Here is a 25914-nt window from a genome sequence, read left to right as displayed (position 1 = left end):
TGGAATAGTATAGTTCTATATATAGAAGCGAAGGATCATGTCTCACAGGTGTCAGCAATCAGTTGAACAATAAAATTTGCCACTCATCACACGCTATTGAGCTTATTTGGCCATGAGACGCGAAGGGTCGCGTCTCTACAAATACATATCTATTTCCGGAAACTACCATTGACGATTTTACGTTGTTTTTTAGAATAAGCCACTCCCAACGTGACGCAAGAAAAATCACTGAATCAACAGTCCGGACTTACCGATATTGACCTGACGGGATACGACCAAATTGAAGTGCTCGGCGCCCGTGAACACAACCTGAAAAACATTGATGTTACGATTCCCCGCAATAAGCTGGTGGTCGTAACCGGCATCAGCGGAAGCGGAAAATCGTCGCTTGCGTTTGATACGATTTACGCTGAAGGCCAACGGCGCTACATGGAGAGTTTCTCGGCTTATGCCCGCTCATTCATTGGCGATATGGAACGGCCTGATGTGGACAAAATCAATGGCCTAAGTCCAGTGATTTCCATCGAGCAGAAAACGACTTCAAAGAATCCCCGCTCAACCGTTGGCACCACAACCGAGATTTACGACTTTCTGCGTCTGTTTTATGCCCGTGCGGGTGAAGCCTTCTCGTATGTGACAGGACGCAAAATGGAACGTCAGTCGCAAGACCAGATTATCGATACGATTTTAGGACAATACGCCGGGCAAAAATTGACCCTTTTGGCACCAATCATCAAAGGTCGTAAAGGGCATTACCGCGAGTTGTTCGTCCAGATTGCCAAAACGGGTTATACCAAAGTTCGTGTAGATGGTGTAGTGCAGGACATTACGCCAAAAATGCAGCTCGACCGCTACAAAATCCACGATATCGAAATCGTAATTGATCGGCTCGTACCTAAAGTAGAAGATCGATATCGGCTGAGCCAGTCGGTGCAAACGGCGCTTCGGCAAGGTAAAGGAGCTATGCAGATGCTCGATGGTTCAGGCCAATTGGTTTATTTCTCGCAAAATCTGATGGACCCTGAATCGGGAATCAGTTATGACGAGCCATCGCCGAATACGTTCTCGTTCAACTCGCCGTACGGAGCCTGTCCTGTTTGTAATGGTTTAGGCGTGGTTGAAGAGATTACGGAAGAATCCGTCATTCCAGATAAATCATTGAGTATCAGCCGAGGGGCTATTGCACCTCTGGGCGAATACCGCGAATTATGGATTTTCAAGGAAATCGAAGCAATTCTGAAGAAATATAAACTGAACCTGACTACACCCTTAACTAAATTTCCTGACGACCTGATTTATGCGCTGATGTACGGAACGGAAGAATCAGCGACAGTTCCGTCGAAAAAATATCCGGGCGAGGATTATTACAGTTTCAAGTTTGAAGGAATTGTCAATTTCCTAAAGCGACAGCAAGAAAATAGTACCGAGAAAATTCAGGAATGGCTCAAGGATTTCATGGTCGTGAAAACCTGCCCCGAATGCGAAGGAGCCCGGCTGAAAAAAGAATCGCTCTATTTCAAAATCGACCAGAAGAATATTTCGGAATTAGCCCGCATGGACATTTCCGAGCTAACTACCTGGTTTGATGGATTGGAAACCAGACTGAGTGATCGACAGAATGTTATCGCCAAGGAAATCCTGAAAGAAATTCGTAAACGTATTGGCTTCCTGCTCGATATAGGCCTGGATTACCTCACGCTTGATCGCCCGTTACGTACCTTATCGGGCGGGGAAGCGCAGCGCATTCGACTCGCTACGCAGATTGGTACGCAACTGGTTGGTGTGCTGTACATTATGGACGAACCAAGCATTGGCCTTCACCAACGTGATAACGTCAAATTGATCGATTCGCTGAAAAATCTGCGCGATTTAGGCAACACGGTTCTGGTCGTTGAGCACGACAAAGACATGATGCTCGAATCCGACTTCATTCTCGATATTGGCCCCGGCGCTGGTCGGCATGGCGGTCAGGTTGTTGGGATTGGAACGCCTGATGAATTCCTAAAAAATGGCAGCACAACGGCTGATTATCTGAGTGGTCGAAAGGCTATTGATGTACCAACCGAGCGACGCAAAGGCAATGGCAAGTTTCTGATTATCAAAAATGCGACGGGCCACAACCTCAAGAACGTCACGCTAAAATTACCGCTTGGTCGGATGGTAACGATCACAGGCGTATCGGGAAGTGGTAAATCCTCGCTGATTCATGAAACGCTATTCCCGGTATTGAACCGTCATTTCTACAAGTCGAAGCGCGAGCCGCTCCCATTCAAATCGGTCGAAGGTCTGGAGCATCTCGATAAAGTAATCGAAGTCGATCAATCACCCATTGGCCGGACTCCCCGCTCAAATCCAGCTACGTACACGGGTATGTTCTCGGAAATCCGAACATTGTTTGCCGAATTGCCCGAAGCCAAAATTCGTGGCTATAAACCCGGTCGATTCTCGTTCAATGTAAAAGGTGGACGATGCGAAGATTGTGAAGGCGCAGGTATGAAGAAAATCGAAATGGAGTTTCTTCCTGATGTACACGTCGTTTGCGAAACCTGTAAAGGCAAACGCTTCAACCGCGAAACACTTGAAGTCCGTTTTAAAGGAAAATCCATCGCCGACGTGCTCGATATGACGGTTGAACAGGCCTTGGATTTCTTTGCCAGTCAACCCAAAATCCTTCGTAAAGTACAGACGCTGAATGATGTTGGTTTAGGCTATATCACACTTGGTCAACACGCGACAACACTTTCCGGCGGAGAAGCACAACGTGTAAAACTGGCTGAAGAATTGTCAAAAAAAGATACGGGTAAGACACTGTATATTTTAGATGAGCCCACAACTGGCCTACATTTTCAGGACATTGCGCACCTACTTGATGTACTCAATAAACTGGCCGATAAGGGCAATACGGTCCTGATTATCGAACACAATCTGGATGTAATTAAAGTCTCTGATCACCTCATTGATCTGGGACCTGAAGGTGGTAATAAAGGTGGTAACATCATTGCTGAAGGAACACCGGAAAAAGTGGCCGAGGCAAAGGGAAGCTATACAGGCAAGTTTTTAAAAATGGAATTAGCGGGTTAGCAATACGTAAATCTGATTTGTACTCGTTGGCCTTAAAACAACCTGTTAAAACCGATTTATGCGTAACCCTTTTTTTTACATTTTGCTGCTTGTACTGGTCGTATTAGACGGCTGGCTTTTAGCGCACCCTAATCTGATTGGTCAGGCTGGGGTGTTCTTTTTTGATTATAGCGCTATTGAAACCTTCCCTAAAGCGCTAGGCTCTGTGGCGCTGGCAACGGGTGTATCCTTGTTGATTGCCTGGCTTGCTGGCAGATTGAGTCAAATGGTAGCCATAATTTTACTGGTTGCTCTTTTGGCAGCATCTGTCTATTACTTATTTCAGAGCTTTACACAATATAACACAGGTGTTTATAAGCTGACAGGGGCTGGTTTTCGAGCGGGGGCTATTTTGCTTCCAGGATTAGTTGTGCTAGTTTTTGGCAAAGGTGTATGGGATGCAGTGACAGGAAAGTAATTTAGTAATACGCATCCTTTTCATAAATCTTCGAAATTTGAGTACTCAGTAGCAATCATTGCTGTAGTCGTCTAATAACGTTCAGATGCGCTCCATTCTATTTAGTTTATCTAGTCTACTAGCCTTTTTATGGCTAGCGAGTTCTTGCTCAAAAAAGCTGAACACATCAGGGAAATCAGAAGAGAATCAACTTCGGGTGATGAGTTATAATATTCATCATGCCAATCCACCAGCAAGTCCAAATGTGATTGATCTTGACGCGATTGCCGCTGTTATTCGAGCACAGCAGCCCGATGTTGTCATGCTCCAAGAACTTGATGTGCATACTGGGCGCTCTGGCAAAAACGTAGACGAAGCCGCCGAATTAGGGGCGAAAACGGGTCTAAAATCCTATTTTGTCAAATCTATTGACCACGATGGCGGAGATTATGGCGTTGCTATTCTGTCGAAATACGAAATGACAAATCTTCGTCGAATTCGCATTCCTACCGACTCAACGACGAAGGGAGAACCACGTATTTTAGGGCTAGCGACGATAACGCTTCCTAATGGCAAGCCGATCACCGTAGCGTGTACTCATTTAGATGCACAGCGGCCGTCCACAAATCGGAATTTACAGGCCGCAGAAATCGCTCGTGTATTGAAACAGGAAACGAATCCAGTTATTCTGGCCGGTGATTTCAATGATACTCCTGATAGCGAAACACTTCGTTTGTTGACCAGCGTAGTAACATCAAGTTGTCAGAACTGCCCACCAACAATTCCGGTAGAGAAGCCGACCAAAACGATTGATTTCATTACGTTCGCACCAAAAGATGCGTTTCGGGTAGTGCAACACAGAGTGATTCCAGAACGAGTTGCCTCGGATCACTTGCCTGTTGTAGCGGTATTAACTTATTAATTCAAAAAGGGGCCAACTGGCCTCTTTTTGAGTATTTTTGAGAAGAATCGCCCCACTTCTTCATGAACAAATTATACGCTCTGCTGCTCTGCTTACCCATTTCGCTTTTTGCCCAAACAACTTATTTGCTCAAGCCTGATCGCGTTTTCGATGGCGAAACGGTTCATGAAGGTTGGGCTGTACGCGTCAAAGGTGATAAAATCGAATCTGCCGGCCCAACCGCTTCTGTATCAGCCCAAGGAGCAGAAGTGATTGATTTAAAAGGAGCAATGTTACTCCCTGGCCTAATTGAAGGTCACTCGCATCTGTTACTTCATCCCTACAACGAAACACCTTGGGACGATCAAGTCTTGAAAGAAGCCCGTTCTTTACGCGTTGCCCGAGCCACTGTCCATGCGCAAAAAACATTATTAGCCGGTTTTACAACTGTACGCGATCTCGGCACAGAAGGCGCTGATTATGATGACGTTGGATTAAAACAGGCAATCAATCAGGGGATTATTCCCGGTCCGCGTATGGTAATCGTAACGCGGGCGCTGATCGCTACAGGCAGTTATGCACCAAAAGGATTCAGTCCGGATATTGATGTGCCACAGGGTGCCGAAGAAGCTGATGGTCAGGACGCGCTAATTAAAGCCGTTCGTCGGCAAATTGGAAAGGGTGCTGACGCGATCAAAATCTATGCAGATTATCGCTGGGGATTGATGGCCGAAGCGCGTCCTACGTTTACGATTGATGAAATTAAGTTGATCGTTGAAGTAGCTAAAAGCAGCGGTCGAGCCGTGGTAGCCCATGCAAGTACTGCCGAAGGGATGCGACGAGCGATTCTGGGTGGCTGCGAAACGGTAGAACATGGCGATGCCGGTACACCGGAAGTTTTTTCACTCATGAAAAAACAGGGAACTGCTCTCTGCCCTACGCTGGCGGCTGGCGATGCCATTAGTCAATATCGGGGCTGGAAAAAAGGACAAGACCCGGAACCAGAACGACTCAAACACAAACGTACCGTATTTAAGCAAGCTTTAGACGCAGGTGTTACCATGTGCGCGGGTGGCGACGTCGGCGTGTTCAGTCATGGCGATAACGCTCGTGAACTTGATATGATGGTCGATTATGGCATGAAACCAATTGACGTATTGCGCTCAGCGACAGCGACAAACGCGGATGTATTTCATCTAACCGATCGCGGACGGGTCCGATCTGGATTACTAGCTGATCTGGTTGCCGTAGAAGGAGACCCCACAAAAACGATCACTGACCTCCACCGAATTAGAGCTGTTATGAAAGGTGGAGTTTTCTATAAACGATGAGCAGAGAACATATGGTCTAATATACTTGTTACGACTTAATATAAATGTAATCTGGCTTTTTTACGCCAATTTCATCCGTCGTTTAGATTTTTGGGTTAATTTCGCCCGGTCAGTCCGAACACTGAATTTGAATTCATTCTACCCTGTTTTTTATGGCAAATTCCGCTGAATTAACAGTCGATGGTAAGTCCTATTCATTCCCAACTTTGGAGGGAACTGAACATGAAAAAGCCTTCGACATATCGAATCTCCGTGATCAGACCGGCTACGTTACGTTAGACCGGGGTTACAAAAATACCGGTGCGACCAAAAGCGCCATTACGTTTTTGGATGGTGAAGAAGGTATTTTACAATATCGTGGGTATGCCATTGAAGATTTAGCGGCTAAAGCGTCGTTTCTGGAAGTAGCTTACCTGTTGATTTATGGGGAGTTACCAAGTAAAGATCAATATGCGCAGTTCGAAACCTCCATTCGTCGCCATACGCTGGTGAATGAAGATATGCGGAAAATCTTTGATGGTTTTCCGGTAAAAGCGCATCCAATGGGTGTTTTAGCGTCGTTGGTGAGCGCAATGAGTGCATTTTATCCTGATCTGGAAGCTGGTATTGAAGAAGATAAAACAGATCTGCACATTATCCGACTTCTGGCCAAACTTCCAACTATTGCAACCTGGTCGTACAAGCGGTCGTTAGGGCATCCGATGAACTACCCTAAAAACCAGCTTGATTACATCCCGAACTTCCTCAATATGATGTTCTCGTTACCGGTCGAAGAGTATAAAATCGATCCGGTTGTTGTAGAAGCGTTGAATGTTTTACTTATCCTTCACGCTGATCACGAGCAAAACTGTTCTACGTCAACCGTTCGGCTAGTGGGTTCATCGCAGGCCAACATTTATTCGTCAATTTCGGCAGGTATTAGCGCTTTGTGGGGGCCGCTGCATGGTGGTGCAAACCAGGAAGTAATCGAAATGCTGGAAGCGATCAAAGCCGGTGGTGGTGATGTGAGCAAGTATGTCGATATGGCGAAAAACGCGAAAACAACGGGTTTCCGTCTTTTCGGTTTTGGTCACCGCGTTTATAAAAACTTCGATCCACGCGCCAAAATCATCAAAAAGGCAGCCGATGACGTATTGACCAAACTAGGCGTCAACGATCCGGTTCTGGAAATTGCCAAAGGGCTGGAAGAAGCGGCTCTTAACGACGAATATTTCATCTCACGCAAATTATACCCGAACGTCGATTTCTATTCCGGCATTATTTATCGTGCTCTCGGCATTCCGACCAATATGTTTACGGTTATGTTTGCTATCGGTCGTTTACCAGGCTGGATTGCCCAATGGAAAGAGATGCGGGAGCAAAAAGAACCAATCGGACGTCCACGTCAGATTTATACTGGTGCAACGCTACGTGAATTTGTTCCGCTTGAAAAACGATAATCCCTAAGTAAGAGCTAACTCATAGATCGAAAATTGTTTTTCATTGAAAACGGCAGCTTATTAAGTTGCCGTTTTTTTATGCCTTAAAGTTGATTAACTTGATAGCCTCATTTCGATAAGAGTGTGACGAGATTTTATCATGTCCGTCTTATAAGTAATAGCAAAATGATGGCTATCAACATCTTATGCGACCAATCAACCAATTAGTGATTGCCCTTCTTCTGGTATTATTAAATTGTACAGGCCCTGTCTCTTCGCTGGTTAGTCCTGTTCCTGCTGCCTATTCGACTAATTACTGGGGAGACATTTCAGGAACACGGCAGGGCGTAGCGTTACAAAATCCGCGTATTTCAGCTTCATCACGTGTGCCTTGTACGCAACATTCCTTTGATATCACCATTACAGAATTTGACGACGAAGGTGAAAAGCTAACTACCCTAACATTACAAAATATCCCGAAACGTGCGTGTAATCTGGCCAAATTTAAAGCAGATTATGGCTCGCTGTATTGTGATACGGACACTATTGGAAGCACGTTTACAACTCGAAACGAAAAAATGCCCTGGGGTACATACAAGCCCGTTATCAATGCCGAAACCCGATTATCTATTCAATCTTTTGATACACTTACGGGCGAAATTCGAGGTACCTTCAGCGTTCGAATGATTCCTGATATACAGGAAGACCCCTCCGCTCCTGCCCTTCTTCAGATTAAGAATGGAAAGTTTTTGACCAAACTTAAAGGGAGTAACGGCACTTATAAGCTGTAAAACAGTATTTTTGTCCTACTGACGAAGGAAGAATCTTATACAGTTTCTTGTCATAAAATGAAAAAGGCAGGATTCATGTCCTGCCTTTTTCATTAATATTAATTCTGCTGATTAATCGTCAATTTCGCCTTCATCATCAGCGTCCGTACCTTCCAGTACTGGATCTAGTAAAGCGTCATCGTCTTCAGCAATTTTCGCCCGGATTTTGCCTTCCAGTTCTGCCATCAGTTCGGGATTGTCCGATAGCAGTTCTTTTACTGCATCACGGCCTTGTGCCAAACGATTTGCACCATAGGAGAACCACGAACCCGATTTCTTAACGATCTCCATCTCAACAGCTAAGTCAAGTACTTCGCCGACTTTCGAGATGCCCTGGCCATACATAATGTCGAACTCAACCACTTTGAACGGAGCCGCCAATTTGTTTTTGACAACTTTCACTTTCGTACGGTTACCAACCACATTGTCAGCGCCTTCTTTGATTTGGCCAATACGGCGAATATCTAACCGAACCGACGAATAGAATTTCAAGGCATTACCACCCGTTGTCGTTTCAGGATTACCGAACATCACGCCGATCTTTTCACGTAACTGGTTGATGAAAATACAGCAGCAACCTGTTTTGTTGATCGTACCGGTCAATTTCCGCAATGCCTGCGACATCAGACGGGCCTGAAGACCCATTTTGCTTTCGCCCATTTCGCCTTCAATTTCGGCTTTCGGAACAAGAGCAGCAACGGAGTCAATTACACAAATATCAATTGCACCAGAACTGATCAGATGCTCAGCGATTTCGAGCGCTTGCTCACCGTTATCGGGTTGAGAGATAAGCAGATTTTTTGTGTCGATGCCTAATTTTTCAGCGTAAACACGATCGAATGCGTGCTCGGCATCGATAAAAGCGGCAAGACCACCCGATTTCTGTGCTTCGGCGATGCAGTGCATCGTTAAGGTCGTTTTACCTGATGATTCAGGGCCATAAATTTCAACAATACGGCCACGAGGCATTCCGCCGATACCGAGGGCCAAATCGAGCCCGAGCGAGCCAGTCGAGATAACCGGAACGTCAACAACTTTGCTTTCGCTCAGTCGCATAACGGTGCCTTTACCAAAGGCTTTATCCAGTTTTTCGATGGTGGTTTGAAGGGCTTTTAATTTACTGTCATTAGCAGATGCTGTGGCTTGCGCCGTATCTGATTTTGCCATGTTAGGATGGTTGTTTAAACAGATAAAATTACCCAAAAATGGCCGTATTACCAAACAGATTTAGAAAATAGTTAGGTGATTTTACCTGCTTTTTTATCGTGAAAAAGCAAGGGAGAAAAATTTCGCCAACAAACTCACTATCAGAATATTAGCTAAGAAAAAACTATTCTTTAAACTTATAAAGTAGAGTCGGCGGTTACTGGTTGTTGCGTAGGGGCTGGCTGTTGAGCCGGAGTTTGCGGCTGCCCTGGCTGATTACCCGGATAAGCCGACGAATCGCCATACGGACGCATGGCCGGTCCGACTTCTTCTACGGCCGTAATGTAGTACTTGGTTTCACCGTTCCAGGGGAATTTTATGATCTTCTCCTCGTAGTGTAATGTCACCCGTTGGCCGGTTTTAACGGCGTCTGTAATCTGCTTGGCTACGGCTTCATCTTTTACCGAAAAATCGAAAAATTGGGGAGTCAGCGAACCTGTTTCGCCCGAAAAACCACCGACATTCAGGACACCTTCATATGTCTTAAAAAGAAATCCTCGTCGACTGAATTTCGAAACCGTTCCAGCCCGTTCGCCATCACTATAGCTCCAGCCGGTAAGTGCGTAAAGTATGCCAAAAACAACGAGTAGAAATAATAAAAAATACAATAGCCCTCGCATAGGTATGGTTGGTTTAGTTGCGTTTTATGAGCACACAAATAGACAAAAATTTCTGATAACTTATCGTTCGGGATACTAAAGACCATGAATAATTCATTAAGTCACGCACCAATCCGATTCATTTTCTGAAGTTTTGCCCCGTATTTCGTTACTTTGCGGCTGGTAAGCTAATTGGCCTAACGAACTGGTAGTCATATTCCATAAACCAGTAGATTGACCAATAGTTAATTCGTCATTAACTCCTTCTTATTTCTCTGCAATGAGTACCATCCAAAGCATTCATGCCCGACAGATTCTGGATTCACGCGGTAACCCAACTGTCGAAGTGGACGTTCGTACCGAAAATGGTTTTTTAGGCCGTGCGGCTGTGCCGTCGGGCGCATCAACTGGAACCCACGAAGCCGTTGAACTTCGTGATGATGACAAAAAAGTTTATGTCGGCAAAGGTGTTCTGAAAGCGGTATCTAACGTTAACGAACTCATTTTCCCCGAGTTGGTTGGTGTTTCTGTTTTCGAACAGAATATCATCGATAAAATCATGCTTGAACTGGACGGCACACCAAACAAAGGTCGTCTGGGCGCGAACGCTATTCTAGGCGTATCATTGGCGGCTTCTAAAGCTGCTGCACAGGAAGCCGGTTTGCCACTCTATCGCTACATCGGTGGTGTGAATGCCAATACCTTACCAGTACCGATGATGAACATCCTGAACGGAGGTTCGCACGCCGACAACTCGATTGATTTCCAGGAATTTATGGTAATGCCAGCCAATGCACCGACGTTCTCGGAAGCGCTGCGGATGGGTACCGAAATTTTCCATACGCTGAAGGGTGTATTGAAAAAAATGGGCTTAGCTACCAACGTAGGCGACGAAGGTGGTTTCGCGCCGAACATCAAATCGAACGATGAAGCGATTCAAACGATTCTCCAGGCGATCGAGAAAGCGGGCTATCGTCCGGGCGAAGATGTTTGGGTAGCGATGGATGCGGCTGCTTCGGAGTTCTACGATGCAGAATCAGGCATGTATCACTTCAAAAAATCGACAGGTGACAAACTAACTTCGTCGGAAATGGCTGGCTTCTGGAAAGAGTGGGCTAGTAAATACCCCATCCTCTCCATCGAAGATGGTATGGCCGAAGACGATTGGGCGGGCTGGAAAGCACAAACCGATCTACTGAAAGAATACAAAACTCAATTAGTTGGTGATGACCTGTTTGTAACGAACGTAACCCGTCTGCAGGAAGGAATCGATAAAGGAATTGCCAATGCAATTCTGGTGAAAGTGAACCAAATCGGCTCACTGACCGAAACCATCGATACCGTAAATCTGGCAAAACGGAATTCGTACAAGAACATCATGTCGCACCGTTCGGGCGAAACCGAAGACGCTACCATCGCTGATCTGGCTGTAGCGTTGAATACAGGTCAAATCAAAACGGGTTCAGCTTCGCGTTCTGACCGGATGGCGAAATACAATCAGCTTCTTCGTATCGAAGAAGAACTCGGCGAAACCGCGTATTTCCCAGGACTTAAGTTTTAGTGATGAGCGATGAACGATAAGTGATAAACTGGCTGACGCGAAAAATTCATCACTTATCGTTCATCACTTATCGTTCATCATTCATCATGCTACAGAAAACTCTTCGCTACCTCCGCAACTTCTACGTCGCTACTGGCGTGGGGCTTTTCGTATGGATGCTATTTTTTGATGCTAATGATCTACCAACACAGATTCGGAACTGGTGGAAATTGCGTCAATTGGAAGAGGAAGTCACGTTTTATGAGGGTCGCATCAAAGTAGTCCAGACGGAACGTCAGGAACTGCTTGGCACTGACCGTCTTCGCGAGAAATTCGCCCGCGAAAAATACCTGATGAAAAAACCAAAAGAAGATGTGTTCGTCATCGTCGACGAACACAATGAACCGCTTGAAAAGTAATTATGAATTATAAGTGATGAGTGATGAATGATGAGTGATAAATATTGATAGCTAGCTGAAAGCCTCGGAATCAGTATTTATCGCTCATCACTCATCACTTATCATTCATCACTATGTTAAACGTCCTCTTCGTTTGTTTAGGTAATATTTGTCGATCGCCGGTGGCGGAAGGTATATTTAAACAGGTCATTGCTGAAGCTGGACTGGAGAAACAAATACACTGCGACTCTGCCGGAACTTCATCCTATCACATTGGCAGTTTACCAGATCGCCGGACTCGCGAGAATGCCCTTGAACATGGCTTAACGCTCACCCATCGCGCCCGCCGACTAACGGGTGATGATCTGGCACAGTTCGATTATTTTGTAGCGATGGACGAAAAAAATCTCGAAACCATCGAAAAATTAGCCTATCGGAGTACAGGTCTATCCTCTGGCGACAATATTTTTCTGCTTCGTGAATTTGATCCGGACGTAAACGATCAACCCAACGTTCCTGATCCTTATTACGAAGGTCCCGACGTTTTTGAAGAAGTTTATCAAATTTGCCTACGATGCTGTGGTCAGTTATTAACGTATCTGGTTCAGCAACATAATCTTAATGAGCGAAAAAGCGAAAAAGTGAAAGAGTGAGTGCTAGCATAAGTCCTCCCCTCATTTCGCTCTTTCGCTCATTCACTCTTTCACTCATTGAAACATGAACAAAAAAGTCATTCTCATTATTCTCGACGGCTGGGGAATTCCGCTCAAACCTGAGGTATCAGCTATCGAATCGGCTCATACGCCGTTTATGAATTCGCTCTATCCGAAATATCCAAACAGTACGCTGGAAGCTTCTGGACTAGCCGTTGGCTTGCCTGCCGGACAAATGGGAAATTCGGAAGTAGGACACATGAATCTGGGTGCCGGACGAGTCGTTTATCAGGATTTAGTGAAAGTCAACAAGGCGGTTGACGAGCATACGCTGGATCAAGAACCTGTGCTGGTCGATGCGCTGAATTACGCGAAAACTAACAACAAGAAAGTTCATTTTATTGGCTTGGTTTCGGATGGCGGTGTTCACGCCCACATCGATCATGTGAAGGGGTTATTATCCATTGCCCACGCTAATAATCTGACTGACGTATTTGTTCACGCTTTCACCGACGGACGCGACACCGATCCGAAAGGAGGTATTGAGTATCTAACAGACTTACAAGCGCACATGGCGGCTACGACGGGGCAAATTGCCAGCGTTATAGGGCGTTACTATGCGATGGACCGCGATAATCGTTGGGAGCGCGTAAAGGTTGCTTACGATGCAATGGTACATGGTGAAGGCCAAAAAGTAGCATCTGATGACGTAACTAAATCCCTTCAGGAGTCGTACGATGCCAATGTGACAGATGAGTTTATCAAGCCAATCATTGTCGCTAATGCCGACGGTTCGCCAGTTGCCGTGATTAAAGAAGGGGATGTTGTGTTGTGTTTCAACTTTCGCACAGATCGGGGCCGCGAAATTACTCAAGCGCTGACGCAGAAGGATTTCCCAGAACAGGGCATGAAAAAACTGGCGCTGAATTACATCACTATGACGAATTACGACAGCGAATTTGCCAACGTAAAAGTCATTTTTGATAAAGACAACCTGCATAATACGCTGGGCGAGGTTGTTGCCAACGCTGGTCGCAAACAGATTCGGATTGCCGAAACGGAGAAATATCCACACGTTACGTTCTTCTTTTCGGGTGGTCGCGAAGAGCCATTTACAGGTGAAAAAAGATTACTCTGCCCGTCGCCCAAAGAAATGACGGCTTTGGATGACCGTGGCGTAGAAATAACGATCCCCGTAAAAACCTACGATCAAATTCCCGAAATGGCCGCTTACCACATTCGGAACGCGATCATTCCAGAACTGGAAAAGGAAGAGGTCGATTTCGTCTGTTTGAATTTCGCCAATACGGATATGGTTGGCCATACGGGCGTTTTCGAAGCGGTTGTCAAAGCGGCTGAAACGGCAGATACCTGCGCGAAAGCCGTTACCGAAACCGCACTGGCACATGGCTACGCGACGATTATTATTGCTGATCATGGGAACGCTGAATTTATGAAAAACGATGACGGCACGCCCAATACAGCCCACACGACCAACTTAGTGCCTTGCATTCTGGTCGATAAAGACTACCATCCCGAACTGAAAGACGGCAAACTAGCTGATATTGCCCCAACGATTTTACAATTGATGGGCATTCCACAACCACCAGAAATGGGCGGAGTGAGTTTGATCAAAGGGTAAGTTAGAGTTAAAACGTTTCAGGTTCCATGTTTCAAGTTCATATTAACAACTTGAAACATGGAACCTGAAACGTTTTTAAAGTAGTACAATACACCGTTTGTTCTTTAGGAAAGGTACACGATAAACTCGCGGCCTTTACCTAGTATGCAGATTAACCATTCCTTACAACCTACCGATCTTTCATCAAAACTTGCCCGGTTCTGGGAGCTTTCCGGTCAGAAGATTCACCTCATTGAAAAAGAATACGACGTCACGAAAGGTTCGCCCGTGTTTACGGCAGCTGGAAAATACACAACGCGCGGCTGGACAGAGTGGACGCAAGGGTTTCAGTTTGGCTCCGCCATTTTACAGTTCGATGCGACAAATGACGCTGAATTCCTGCAAATAGGTCGCGATAATACGCTACGTGTGATGGCTCCGCACGTCAGCCATATTGGTGTGCATGACCACGGTTTCAACAACGTCAGCACATATGGTAACCTGCTCCGGCTAATGCGCGAAGGCCGAATTCCAGATAATGAGTGGGAGCGTAATTTCTATGAACTGGCACTAAAAATCTCTGGTGCTGTACAGGCTAGCCGCTGGACACCTATTAAAAATGGCGGTTTTATTAGCTCCTTTAATGGGCCACATTCACTATTTGTTGATACAATACGTTCGTGCCGGGCGCTGGTGCTGAGCCACGCGCTGGGTCATGTGTTTCAGGGCGAAGGTGATGTAAAAATCAGCTTGCTGGAACGAGCCTTACAACATATAAAAGCGACTGCCGATTACTCTGTCTTTTACGGCGAAGGGCGTGATTCGTACGATATTTGGGGTCGGACGGCCCATGAAAGCGTATTCAATGTAAAGGATGGCAATTTCCGTTGCCCAAATTCACAACAAGGTTACTCTGGTTTTACGACCTGGACGCGCGGATTAGCTTGGGCCATGTGTGGTTTTGCCGAAGAATTGGAATGGCTTGTAACTCGTCCTGATGCTGAATTAGAACCCTTCGGTGGACGTAGCACCCTCGAAGCCTTCATGCTAAGAGCGGCCACCGCTACCTGCGATTTCTTCATCGACCATACACCCACCAATGGCATTCCTTACTGGGATACGGGTGCGCCAAATCTCCACCGATTAGGTGATTACCTCAATCGACCCGCCGATCCTTATAATGAATTTGAGCCGGTAGATAGTACGGCAGCAGCCATTGGTGCACAAGGGTTGCTACGTTTAGGCAAATACCTAACCGAAAAAGGCGAGGAGTCAGCAGGCAAGCGCTATTACCAAGCCGGGCTAACAGTACTGAATACATTGCTGGACGAGCCATATTTAAGTACTGATTCTGAGCATCAGGGCTTGCTTTTGCATTCGATTTATCATCAGCCGAACGGTTGGGATTACATACCACCGAGCAGCAAAATTGCTAATGGTGAATCAAGTATGTGGGGGGATTATCACATCCGAGAAGTTGCGCTTTATGTGCAGCGTATCATCCGCAACGAACCGTATTATACTTTCTTTAACTGTTTGCCAAAATGAGCGAGAAATATAAACCCCAGTTTCCCCGCATGGCGCAGTTTAAAACAGCAACTGACCTGCGGAATTACCTGACAACCAACACCATCGATCTACCATTTGATGACACGTTAACACCTCCTTCCGAAAGTCCTTTCAATAAACCCATTCAGCTTAAATCGGGTAAGACGATTGGGAACAGCCTTTGTATTTTGCCGATGGAAGGCTGGGATGGTACGCTCGACGGGCGACCAACGGATTTTACCCGAAATCGCTGGAAGAAATTTGCGATCAGCGGAGCCAAATTGCTATTTGGTTGCGAAGCCGTAGCGGTCTGTCATTCGGGAAAAGCGAATCCGAATCAATTGGTAATCAATGAGGATACGTTTCCTGACTTTGTCGAATTACGACAGTTGATTTTGGACGAACATACCAAAGCATTCGGCAATACCGACGATTTACTAATTGGCCTTCAACTCACCCATTCCGGGCGTTTTTGCAAACCCCATAGCCACAAAAAATTCGAATCGAAAATAGTATACAGCCATCCGATCTTGAACAGCAAATTCGGGATGACGGCTGACTATCCGACGCTTACCGACAAGGAGATTGATCAAATTATTCAGCACTACATTGACGCAGCTGTGCTGGCACAGAAAGCTGGTTTCGACTTTGTCGATGTTAAACACTGCCACGGTTATCTAGGACATGAATTCCTGAGTGCAGTCAGTCGAGAAGGGCTATACGGAGGTTCGTTTGAGAATCGAACAAGATACTTGAGAAGTATTGTGGAAGGTATTCGTCAGGCAGCACCGGGCTTAGAAATGGGTATTCGTCTGAGTGCAGTGGATATGCTTCCATTCAAAAAAGGACCAACTAGCACAGGTGTTCCCGAAGAAGCTGACCAGTATCGGTTTGCGTTTGGTGGCAAACCAGGCGGGCTGGATTTCGATCTTACCGAAACCAAAGCCTTTCTGTCGCTGGCGGAATCGCTTGGTATTCAAATCATCTGCATCACAGCAGGCAGTCCTTACTACAATCCACATTTAACACGCCCGGCTTTATTTCCTCCTTCCGACGGTTACCTTCCACCCGAAGATCCGCTCATTGGCGTAAAACGTCATCTCGATATAACAAATGAATTAAAACAGGCTTTTCCCGAGCTAGTGATAATTGGGTCTGGCTATTCGTATTTGCAGGAGTGGCTTCCCAACGTAGCGCAGTATGTATTGCGTAACAATATGGCCGATAGCATCGGCTTTGGTCGCATGGTGTTGTCATACCCAACCATGCCTGCTGACATGACTGTCGGAAAAACCTTAGTCCGCAATCTGATATGCCGTACCTTTTCCGACTGCACTACGGCTCCGCGAAACGGTTTAATTTCAGGGTGTTACCCGCTAGATCCACTCTATAAAAAGAGTCCAGAAGCTGAACAACTTAAAGCCTACAAAGATAGTCTGTGAAACAGGTAGCATTCATAACAGGCGGTAGTCGTGGCATTGGTTACGGAATTGCCGAGCAACTGGCAAAAGCTGGCTTTGATCTGGCAATCAACGGCATGCGTCCTGAATCAGCTGTGGCGGAAGCGTTGGAAAGTCTACGAGCGTTGGGCGCCGAAGTAATTTACTGCCCTGGCGACATTGCCTCAAAGGAGAATCGGCTGACTATGCTGGAAACGATAAAGGCACATTTCGGCCGATTAAATGTGCTGGTAAACAACGCTGGTGTAGCTCCTAAAGAACGTCGCGATATTCTGGAAGCTACCGAAGAAAGCTTCGAATACGTCCTTTCAACGAATCTGCAAGGCGCTTACTTTCTAACACAGGCAGCTGCTAATTGGATGATTGAGCAGAAACGAAACGACGCTACATTCACGGGCAGCATCATCAACGTATCATCCGTCTCGGCTACGGTAGCTTCGGTCAACCGGGGAGAATATTGCGTTGCGAAAGCTGGATTGAGTATGGCTACTCAACTGTTTGCTGCTCGGCTTGGCGAGTTCAATATTCCTGTGTATGAAGTTCGACCAGGAATTATTCAGACCGATATGACAGCAGGTGTAACAGCCAAATATGACAAGTTGATTGCCGATGGCTTATGCGTGCAGAAACGCTGGGGATTTCCCGAAGATGTGGGTCGAGCTGTATCCTCATTAGCAATAGGAAACTTCCCTTACTCGACTGGGCAAGTTATTATGGTCGATGGCGGCATGACCTTGCCACGTTTGTAAGATTTTGATAATCAGTCTTTGCTTCGCGATTAGTTTTGTCAGTTTATCCCCTTTAGAGCATATTCTGCTTAGCTATCGACTGATTTACATACTACTGAATTCATTCCTTAAAATCCCCAATCCTAGTCGTTCATGGAAAGTCAAAACGAGTCTCGAAGAGAGTTTATAAAAACCGCAGCCTTAGGCTCTTTGGCTGCGATTGGATTGCCAACCATTATTCCGTCTCATGCTTTTGGTGCTAATGATCGCGTCCGGGTAGCCGTTATTGGCGTCAATGGTCGCGGTAAAGACCATATTCAGGGATTCTCGAAACTTAAAGATGTGGAAGTGGTAACGCTTTGCGATGTCGACAGCAAGGTTTTGCAGGAACGGGCAGCTGATTTCGAGAAAAAATACAATCGTAAAGTCCAGACGATGGCTGACTTGCGGCAAGTTTATGAGGATAAAAACATCGACGCCGTCAGTATTGCGACGCCAAATCACTGGCATGCGCTGGCTGCAATTTGGGCGTGTCAGGCAGGCAAAGACGTATATGTTGAGAAACCAGGCGCACACAACCTCTACGAAGGCCGTAAACTAGTCGAAGCTGCCCATCGACATAATCGTATTGTGCAGCATGGTGTGCAATTGCGTAGTTCAGAGGCCATTCAGGAAGCGATCAAACACTTACGAGATGGCCTGATTGGGAATGTTTATATGGCGCGGGGACTGGTCTTCAAATGGCGGCCTGATATTGGTAATCAAGGTACATCCCCTGTTCCATCCGAACTAAACTGGAATATGTGGCAAGGTCCCGCTCAGGAAAAACCATTCAGTAAAAACTACGTGCACTACAACTGGCACTGGTTCTGGGATTACGGCAACGGTGATATTGGTAATCAGGGCATTCACGAAACTGATCTTTGTATGTGGGGCCTAAACGTGGGACTTCCCGAAGAAATCACGTCGTCAGGTGGCAAGTTTCTCTGGAAGGATTGTAAAGAAACGCCCGAAACACTCACTTCTGTTTATAAATACCCTTCGCAAGGGAAAGTAATTCAGTTTGAAGTTCGTCCTTGGATGACAAATAAGGAGGACGGCGTTGAAATCGGTAACCTTTTCTATGGTGATAAAGGCTATATGGTTATCAATGGTTACGACGACTATAAAACCTTCTTAGGGAAAGAACGTACCCCAGGCCCCGCCCGCAAAGCCGGTGGCGATCACTACGCCAACTTCATCGATTGCGTACGGTCGCGGGATAAATCGAAGCAAAACGGTCCTGTCGAAACAGCACATATGGCGTCGGGAATTGCACACCTGGGGAACATTTCCTACCGACTAGGCCGCACGCTCCATTTCGACCCGAAAAATGAAGTATTCGTTGGCGATAAAGAAGCGAATCAGATGCTTACCCGGAAATATCGCGCCCCATTCGTGGTACCCGAAAAAGTATAATTAGTCAAAACCTAAAAGGTCTTAAAGACCTTTTAGGTTTTCATCATATGCCCGAAAACCAATTGCCCGGATGAAGCCAGTTAGTAAGCCCGAATCAATTAATAATCAATCAACCATAAGTCAACTGCTGCAAATTCCTGTACTGGTCGCTGCACTTGGCTACATGGTGGACATGTATGATCTGTTTTTGTTTAGTGTAGTACGGGTCCCCAGCCTGAAAGCGCTAGGCGTAGATGGTGATAGACTGTTAGGAGATGGTCTCTTACTACTGAATACACAAACAGCTGGATTATTGATTGGAGGTATCTTCTGGGGCATTTTGGGAGATCGCAAAGGGCGTCTTTCGGTACTGTTTGGCTCCATTCTATTGTATTCACTGGCCAACATCGCCAACGGTTTTGTTACCTCACTAAATCAATACGTGATTTTGCGGTTCATCGCCGGTATTGGATTAGCGGGTGAATTAGGCGCTGGCATTACCCTTGTTACCGAAATTCTACCGAAAGAAATTCGAGGATATGGCACCACGATGGTGGCAACGATGGGCGTATTGGGTGCTATTCTGGCTTATTTTATGGCTGATCTATTCGATTGGCGCATATCTTATTTTATCGGCGGTGGATTGGGCCTAATTCTACTCATTTTACGATTTAACGTACTGGAGTCGGGGCTTTTTACCAAAATTAAACAGCAAGCCGTTGAACGAGGCAGCGTACAAACCCTATTCTCGGATAAAGGTCGAATTGCGAAATACGTTCAATGCATTCTGGTTGGCTTACCTATCTGGTTCGTGGTAGGTATTCTGATTACGTTCTCACCGGAATTAGCCAAAGCATTGGGCGTTAGCGCACCTGTCGTAGCCGGGAAAGCCGTAATGTTAAGTTTTTCAGGGCAGGTTTTTGGCGATCTGGTCAGTGGATTTCTAAGTCAGTCGATGCAGAGTCGCAAGAAGGTTATTCGCCTGTTTATGCTGCTTTCACTGGTATTTATACTGGTTTATCTCCTCGCACCAATCAGTGATTTAACCATGTTTTATATCGTCTGCGTCTGCCTGGGTTTTGCAAATGGCTACTGGACACTCTTTGTAACCATTGCCGCCGAATTATTTGGCACCAATCTACGCGCTACCGTTGCCACCACAATACCCAATTTCGTCAGAGCCGCTACGATTCCGCTCAGTGCCATTTTCGTCCAATTGAAGCCCACTCTAGGCACCGTTTATAGCGCACTCACCGTAGGTATTTTGACATTAGTCGTTGCACTAATTGCGCTCACATATCTGGATGAGACATTCAAAAAAGATATGGATTACGTGGAAGAGGGCTAGCGAATAGCTTAGCGCAATAATCGTAAGTCGAAAGAGAAATCGGGTAATACAACTTCCCCCGACAGAAGGTTGTCGAAGCCGTGAACCACACTAATCGACCCGTCTTCCCGATAAATACGAACTTCCTCTGTTTTCGGATCGATCATCCAGGCTAATCGACAGCCATTATCCATGTATTCCCGCATTTTAACAGCGGTTTCTTTGAGCGTATCCGATTCGCTCAATAGCTCAACAACAAAATCTGGACAAAGGGGTGGAAATTTCTTCTGTTGTTCAGGCGTTATTTGCTCCCACTGTTCTTTCCTAATCCAAGCCGCATCTGGGCCACGATTAGCTCCATTAGGAAGATTAAATCCTGTAGACGAATCAAACACGAATCCTAAACGATATTTTCTATTCCAGATTGTCAGGTCAGTTGTTAATTCACTATTACGAATACCCGATTCGCCACCCGTTTGTGCCATTAGTTTGATATTACCGTTCGCATCACGCTCGAACTTGTAATCAATATTTTCCTGACAGAAGTAATAAAATTCATCGTCTGTCATACGGCGCATCTGCTCGAACATATCAACGCCTGGCTCTAAAGGAATTGGAAATACGATGCCCGTCATAGTTATGATTATTAGCGATTGATCAAATATACAAAATTCCTCCTTAAAAGCTACACTGTTCTATCTTTTAGTTACTTGACAAATAGAATTATTCGCTCCTAAAATGCAACATCCCGAAAGTGTAGGACTTTCGGGATGTTAACAAAGGCGATCAAAATCAATTATATATCAAACAGAATTCGGGAAGGATCTTCCAGAATTTGCTTCACGCGAACCAGGAAGCTTACCGATTCTTTTCCGTCGATAATCCGGTGGTCGTACGACAACGCAATATACATCATTGGTCGAGCTACAATTTGACCGTCAACGACAACTGGCCGCTCAATGATGTTGTGCATACCGAGAATAGCTGACTGTGGCGCGTTGATGATCGGTGTTGAAAGCATCGAACCGAAAATACCGCCATTGGTAATCGTAAACGTTCCACCCGTCATCTGGTCAATCGTCAGCTTGTTATCGCGGGCAAGGCCAGCCAGACGAACGATTTCTTTCTCGATACCGGCAAAGCTTAGCTGTTCAGCGTTTCGGATGATTGGAACAACCAGACCACGCTCCGTTGAAACGGCAATAGAAATATCGCAGAAGTCGTTGTAAACGATCTGATCGCCGTCGATTTGGGCATTTACGGCTGGGAAGTCTTTCAGCGCAATACAAACAGCCTTCGTGAAGAACGACATAAAGCCCAGCCCTACGCCTTGTTTCTCCTTGAATTTGTCTTTGTATTTATTGCGCAGATCCATAATCGGCTTCATGTCTACCTCGTTGAAAGTAGTCAGCATAGCCGTTTCATTCTTCACCGCTACCAACCGACGGGCAATCGTTCGCCGTAACGAAGTCATTTTTTCTCGTCGCTGACTACGTTCTCCTGTTGCCGCCGGAGCTGCTGCTGGGGTTGGCGTAGCAGGTTTTGGAGCGGCTGTAGGTTGAGCAGGAGGAGTTGGCGTCGCTGTTTGCGCTGGAGCTGGAGACGCTTTCACAGCATCTTCTTTCGTAATCCGACCACCTACACCAGTTCCCTGAACTTGTTGAGCATTAACACCTTTCTCGTCCAGAATTTTGGCTGCTGCGGGCGATGGATAATTAGCCGCGTAACTGCTTCCATTTTGTCCATTTGAACTTGTTTCAGCAACGGGCGTACTCGTCGATTGCTGAGGAGCGGGTGTGCTAGCTGGAGTTGAGGCCGTTGAGCCAGCGCCCACTTCAATTTTGGCGATTAACGCACCAATTGATAATGTCTCACCAGCTTGCGCCATAATGCGGAGCGTACCGGCCGCTTCAGCAGGTAATTCAAAGGTCGCTTTGTCGGATTCAAGTTCGCAAAGCACCTCATCTAACGCAACTTGATCGCCGTCTTTTTTGCTCCACGAAGCAATCGTAACTTCAGTAACAGATTCACCTACCGCAGGCACTTTCATTTCGATGACGCTCGCTGCTGAAGCTTTTGCTGGTTCCGCAACGGCCTGTGCAGCAGGAGCAGCCTGAGGAGCCGGTTCTGATTGGGCAGGTTCGGCCTTAGGCGTTTCAGCTTTAGCCGGCTCGGCAGCAGGGGCTGGAGCCGATGCGCTTCCACCATCATCGATTGTACAAATACTGGCACCAATAGGAAGTACATCGCCTTCCTGCGCCAGAATATGCAGAATACCGTCGGCTTCAGCCGTCAATTCAAATGTTGCTTTATCGGAATCGAGTCCGCAAAGCACATCATCCATTTTTACTTGGTCACCTTCTTTTTTGTACCAGGTGCCAACAGTTACTTCGGTAATGGACTCCCCCACAGGAGGAATTTTCATGTCAACGGCCATTTTTCTGTAGTTTGCAGTTCGTAGTTCGAGGTTTGACGTTCGACGTTCATAGCGCAAGAAAAGATAACTACGAACGTCAAACTATAGACTTCAAACTTTTTTTTATTCAAACGCTCTCCGAACGATATCGGCTTGTTCCTGAGTATGAATTTTTGGATAACCAGTTGCAGGTGAAGCCGCAGCTTTCCGCGAAATGATTGGCCAATGTAGGCCCACACGCAGTAGATACGTCCAGTAGCCCATGTTTTCGGGCTCTTCCTGCACCCAGAATTTCTCAACCTTCTTATACTTATCCAGTACTTTATTTAACTGGGTTTTCGATAGAGGAGCTAATTGCTCCAGACGAACGATTGCCACATCATCGCGCTGGTCAGCCTGCTGTTTTTCGAGTAGATCATAATATACTTTACCCGTGCAAAGCAGCACGCGTTTTACCTTTTTCGCCTGTGCGTAGCTATCGTCGATGATTTCCTGGAACGAGCCTTTGGTCAGATCTTCCAGCGGAGAAACGCATTTTGGGTGGCGCAACAGCGATTTTGGCGACATAATCGCCAGCGGCTTACGGAACGGCCACGCCAACTGCCGACGCATAATGTGAAATAAGTTAGCCGGTGTTGTAATGTTCGCGACCGTCATGTTGTATTCCGCATACAACTGCAAATAGCGTTCTGGGCGAGCATTGGAGTGCTCAGGACCTTGCCCTTCGTAGCCATGTGGCAACAGCATCACAACCCCGTTCTGGATACCCCATTTCGATTCGGCAGCCGCTATAAACTGGTCGATGATTAATTGGGCGCCGTTCGAGAAATCACCAAATTGTGCTTCCCAGATGACGAGTGCATTAGGCGTTGCCATTGCGTAACCATACTCAAATCCGAGTACGCCGTATTCCGATAGCAGCGAATTATATACCTGAAACTTCGTCTGGCCTTCTTTGATAAAGTCGAGCGATGAATAGGTTTGGTTTGTATCAGCGTCGTGCAGTACAGCGTGACGGTGCGAGAACGTTCCCCGTTGTACGTCCTGTCCACTTAACCGAACTGGATTCCCATCCAATAAAACCGAACCATATGCCAGCAGTTCAGCCGTACCCCAGTTCACGATCTTCGTATCAGTCAGCATAGTTTGCCGATCTTTCAACAACTTATCGATCTGCTTGAGTGGCTTAAATCCTTCGGGCGTTTTTACCAAAGCTTTCCCAATGGTTTCCAGCGTTTCTAGGGCCACACCCGTTTCAGGCGATTGCTCAAAATCGGCCGGTTCGCTGAACCGAAGGTTTGCCCAGTCTCGGTCAAGCCGAAGTGGTTTGTAAGGAATTTCGGCTTTCTGCTTCACACGATCGAGCCGATCCTGCAATTGCTGCTTGAATTCCGTGTCCATGCGTTGCGCCAGTTCCGCATCAACATCGCCCCGCTTGATAAGTAACTCCTTATACAGTTCGCGTGGATTGGCGTGTTTATCGATGATATTATACATCGTTGGCTGCGTGAACTTCGGCTCGTCGGACTCGTTGTGTCCATACCGACGATAGCAAACCATATCGATAAATACGTCCCGGTTGAATTTCTCCCGGAATTCAACGGCAAGTTTCGCACAGAAAATCACCGCTTCTGGATCATCACCATTGACGTGGAAAATCGGCGCATCCACAATCTTGGCAACGTCCGAACAGTAAATCGACGAACGTGCGTCTTCGAAATCCGTCGTAAAACCAATCTGGTTGTTAATCACAAAATGGACGGTACCGCCGGTTTGGTAACCCGCCAGTTTCGCCATCTGCGTAACTTCATAGACAATACCTTGTCCAGCCACAGCGGCATCGCCGTGAATCAGGATAGGCATAATTTTCTTAAAGTCGCCCTTATATTCTTCGTCGGTTTGTGCGCGTACGAATCCTTCAACAACGGGATTTACGGCTTCCAGGTGCGATGGGTTTGGCGCCAGCTTAACACTAATCTGCTTGCCCGATTTGGTTTCGGTCAGGCTCGAATAACCTAAGTGATATTTTACGTCGCCATCACCGTGTACCTGATTCGGTACGTTTCCTTCGAAACCATCGAAAATCGATTCGTAGGATTTTCCCAGAATATTGGCCAAAACGTTCAGACGGCCCCGGTGTGCCATACCGATCATCACTTCCTCAACGCCCATATCGGCGGCCTGGCTGATGATCGTATCCAACGCAGGAATCGTTACTTCGCCCCCTTCGAGTGAGAAGCGTTTCTGACCAAGGTATTTGGTTGCTAAGAAATTTTCAAAAACCGTAGCTTCATTCAGTTTTTCGAGAATACGTTTTTTCTCGTCAAGCGTCGGTTCGAAAACAAGCGCTTCTTTCTCGATTTTATTTCGCAGCCAGTTTTTCACGTCCAGCTCGCGGATATACATATACTCAAAGCCAATTTCCTCCGAATAAATCTTCCGCAACGAATCCATAATAACCCGAAGCGTAGCCGGTCCGATTCCGAGCAGTTTACCAGACTCGAACACCGTGTCCAGATCGGCATCCGACAGGGCATAATCGGGAAGGTCGACGCGAGGTTGGCGGTCCTTCCGTTCTTTGAGCGGATTCGTTTTCGCCAGCAGGTGACCACGCGAACGATACGCTTTAATCAGACTCGCGACCGATACTTCTTTTTCAGCGTGAGTAGCATCTACAGGTTTAGTGGCCGTGGCTTTACCATTTCCATTAGCCGAAATACCAGCCGGAGCAGTTCCATTGGCTTTTCCGTTTGTATCGGTGTGGCTTAGGTCGGCACTTTCGCCGTAGGTTAATGAGAATTCAAATCCTTTAAAAAATTGTTGCCAGCTTTCGTCAACTGATTGAGGGTCTTGCTTAAAAGACTGATAAAGTTGATCTACGTAAGCTGCATCTGAGTTGGCGATATACGAATACTGATCCATGACGGGCGCGCGTCGTTGTTTTGACCCACAAAGGTAGTGTATGCGTTACACAGTTGATCTAA

20 protein-coding genes are annotated in these 25914 nt (G+C 46.4%); 15 read left to right on the top strand and 5 right to left on the bottom strand.

The annotated features are described in order from the left end of the window. Positions 1-210 precede the first annotated feature (210 nt). The 6 genes from uvrA (at position 211) to ACYVE4_RS32620 (ending at position 7958) form a co-directional block, all read left to right on the top strand. Positions 211-3081, top strand: a complete 2871-nt coding sequence (gene uvrA, locus ACYVE4_RS32645) for an excinuclease ABC subunit UvrA (RefSeq protein ID WP_461044623.1) — start codon at positions 211-213, stop codon at positions 3079-3081. 58 nt (positions 3082-3139) lie between these two features. After that, the gene (locus ACYVE4_RS32640) at positions 3140-3538 is read left to right on the top strand and encodes a hypothetical protein (protein WP_461044622.1); all 399 of its coding nucleotides are present in this window, start codon (positions 3140-3142) and stop codon (positions 3536-3538) included. 85 nt (positions 3539-3623) lie between these two features. Next, positions 3624-4439 (top strand): endonuclease/exonuclease/phosphatase family protein, encoded by an 816-nt coding sequence (locus ACYVE4_RS32635; protein WP_461044621.1) that lies wholly within the window; start codon positions 3624-3626, stop codon positions 4437-4439. Positions 4440-4501: 62 nt separating this feature from the next. Next, positions 4502-5749, top strand: coding sequence for a metal-dependent hydrolase family protein (locus tag ACYVE4_RS32630; protein WP_461044620.1), 1248 nt, complete (start codon positions 4502-4504; stop codon positions 5747-5749). Between the two features lie 152 nt (positions 5750-5901). Then, positions 5902-7188, top strand: a complete 1287-nt coding sequence (locus tag ACYVE4_RS32625; protein WP_461044619.1) for a citrate synthase — start codon at positions 5902-5904, stop codon at positions 7186-7188. A gap of 185 nt (positions 7189-7373) precedes the next feature. Continuing rightward, on the top strand, positions 7374-7958 hold the full coding sequence (locus tag ACYVE4_RS32620) for a hypothetical protein (protein WP_461044618.1): 585 nt from the start codon (positions 7374-7376) through the stop codon (positions 7956-7958). A gap of 111 nt (positions 7959-8069) precedes the next feature. Here ACYVE4_RS32620 and recA read toward each other — a convergent pair whose 3' ends face one another. Both recA and ACYVE4_RS32610 read right to left on the bottom strand, forming a co-directional pair. Then, positions 8070-9164, bottom strand: coding sequence for a recombinase RecA (gene recA, locus ACYVE4_RS32615; protein WP_461044617.1), 1095 nt, complete (start codon positions 9162-9164; stop codon positions 8070-8072). 176 nt (positions 9165-9340) lie between these two features. Next, a complete protein-coding gene (locus tag ACYVE4_RS32610) occupies positions 9341-9823 on the bottom strand; it encodes a hypothetical protein (protein WP_461044616.1) in 483 nt (160 codons plus the stop codon). 259 nt (positions 9824-10082) lie between these two features. Here ACYVE4_RS32610 and eno point away from each other — a divergent pair, with 259 nt between their 5' ends. From eno to ACYVE4_RS32565, 9 genes are all read left to right on the top strand, one after another. Continuing rightward, complete coding sequence (gene eno, locus ACYVE4_RS32605) at positions 10083-11363, top strand: phosphopyruvate hydratase (protein ID WP_461044615.1); 1281 nt, start codon at positions 10083-10085, stop codon at positions 11361-11363. An 86-nt stretch (positions 11364-11449) separates the two neighbouring features. Continuing rightward, a complete protein-coding gene (locus ACYVE4_RS32600; protein ID WP_461044614.1) occupies positions 11450-11761 on the top strand; it encodes an FtsB family cell division protein in 312 nt (103 codons plus the stop codon). 113 nt (positions 11762-11874) lie between these two features. Next, positions 11875-12393, top strand: coding sequence for a low molecular weight protein-tyrosine-phosphatase (locus ACYVE4_RS32595; RefSeq protein ID WP_461044613.1), 519 nt, complete (start codon positions 11875-11877; stop codon positions 12391-12393). A 64-nt stretch (positions 12394-12457) separates the two neighbouring features. Then, complete coding sequence (gpmI, locus tag ACYVE4_RS32590; protein WP_461044612.1) at positions 12458-14035, top strand: 2,3-bisphosphoglycerate-independent phosphoglycerate mutase; 1578 nt, start codon at positions 12458-12460, stop codon at positions 14033-14035. A gap of 144 nt (positions 14036-14179) precedes the next feature. Continuing rightward, complete coding sequence (locus tag ACYVE4_RS32585; RefSeq protein WP_461044611.1) at positions 14180-15562, top strand: glycosyl hydrolase; 1383 nt, start codon at positions 14180-14182, stop codon at positions 15560-15562. Then, complete coding sequence (locus ACYVE4_RS32580) at positions 15559-17004, top strand: oxidoreductase (protein ID WP_461044610.1); 1446 nt, start codon at positions 15559-15561, stop codon at positions 17002-17004. The genes ACYVE4_RS32585 and ACYVE4_RS32580 overlap by 4 nt, the downstream gene beginning before the upstream one ends. Further along, positions 17001-17771 carry a 3-ketoacyl-ACP reductase gene (locus ACYVE4_RS32575; protein ID WP_461044609.1) on the top strand — a complete coding sequence of 257 codons (771 nt, stop codon included), beginning with the start codon at positions 17001-17003 and terminating at the stop codon, positions 17769-17771. Before ACYVE4_RS32580 ends, ACYVE4_RS32575 begins: the two co-directional genes overlap by 4 nt. Positions 17772-17903: 132 nt before the next feature. Next, positions 17904-19208, top strand: a complete 1305-nt coding sequence (locus ACYVE4_RS32570) for a Gfo/Idh/MocA family protein (RefSeq protein ID WP_461044608.1) — start codon at positions 17904-17906, stop codon at positions 19206-19208. A gap of 70 nt (positions 19209-19278) precedes the next feature. Beyond that, positions 19279-20535 (top strand): MFS transporter, encoded by a 1257-nt coding sequence (locus ACYVE4_RS32565; protein ID WP_461044607.1) that lies wholly within the window; start codon positions 19279-19281, stop codon positions 20533-20535. A gap of 8 nt (positions 20536-20543) precedes the next feature. Here the strand turns inward: ACYVE4_RS32565 and ACYVE4_RS32560 are convergent, their stop codons facing one another. From ACYVE4_RS32560 to ACYVE4_RS32550, 3 genes are all read right to left on the bottom strand, one after another. Beyond that, positions 20544-21149, bottom strand: a complete 606-nt coding sequence (locus tag ACYVE4_RS32560; protein ID WP_461044606.1) for a Uma2 family endonuclease — start codon at positions 21147-21149, stop codon at positions 20544-20546. 161 nt (positions 21150-21310) lie between these two features. Then, positions 21311-22951: a 2-oxoglutarate dehydrogenase complex dihydrolipoyllysine-residue succinyltransferase gene (gene odhB, locus ACYVE4_RS32555; protein WP_461044605.1), complete on the bottom strand. Its 1641-nt coding sequence runs from the start codon at positions 22949-22951 to the stop codon at positions 21311-21313. A gap of 102 nt (positions 22952-23053) precedes the next feature. Continuing rightward, positions 23054-25852 (bottom strand): 2-oxoglutarate dehydrogenase E1 component, encoded by a 2799-nt coding sequence (locus ACYVE4_RS32550; RefSeq protein WP_461044604.1) that lies wholly within the window; start codon positions 25850-25852, stop codon positions 23054-23056. Positions 25853-25914 lie beyond the last annotated feature (62 nt).

This window comes from Spirosoma harenae (genome assembly GCF_054776975.1).
This window is presented reverse-complemented; position numbering and strand designations above follow the sequence as displayed.